1 protein-coding gene is annotated in these 539 nt (G+C 62.3%); it reads right to left on the reverse strand.

The window, feature by feature from the left end; genetic code table 11:
* The coding region (locus tag IHV25_RS10250; RefSeq protein WP_192535028.1) for a hypothetical protein at positions 1-539 on the reverse strand (539 nt) is incomplete at both ends.

Consider the following 539-nt stretch of genomic DNA (forward strand, 5'->3'; position numbering starts at 1 on the left):
TCAGCTTCACGCTCTCCTCGAAGGTGGCGTCGGCGTTCCCGCTCAGCTCCATTTTCCGGGTGGCCGGGGTGTAGTTGGTCTCCTTGTCCGCCGCCGAGACGATCTCGCCGCCCTTGAACACGAACGTGCCGCCGGTGATCTCCATGCCCGCAACGACCACACCGCCTTTGTTGACGTTGACGTCGCCGACGTTGTCCCGGGTGAACACGACAGCATCCCCGGGGGCAAACTGGGTGAGGCTGCTGTCCGGGAGCTTCCACTTGTTTTTTTCCCTAAGGTTCCAGGTGTCGCCGCTGGCACCCACCCAGGTCAGCTTCCGGTTTTCCAGAGCCCGGACGACTTTCAGGTGCTGGACCTTTTTGTCGTCGCTCAGCCTGCCCTCCAGAACGTCGGCCAGGCGCGTGTCGGCAAAGTCCTCGCCCCGATACTTGAGCGTGATCTTGCCTGTGAGGTCCACGCCCGCGTCCAGAAGCCAGTACTCGGTCCCCACAACGTTCTTGAAGGAGAGGATGTCCAGATTGACGGTCTCCCCCGATGCG

The sequence above is a fragment of the Phaeovibrio sulfidiphilus genome, from assembly GCF_014861485.1.
Taxonomy (GTDB): domain Bacteria; phylum Pseudomonadota; class Alphaproteobacteria; order Rhodospirillales; family Rhodospirillaceae; genus Phaeovibrio; species Phaeovibrio sulfidiphilus.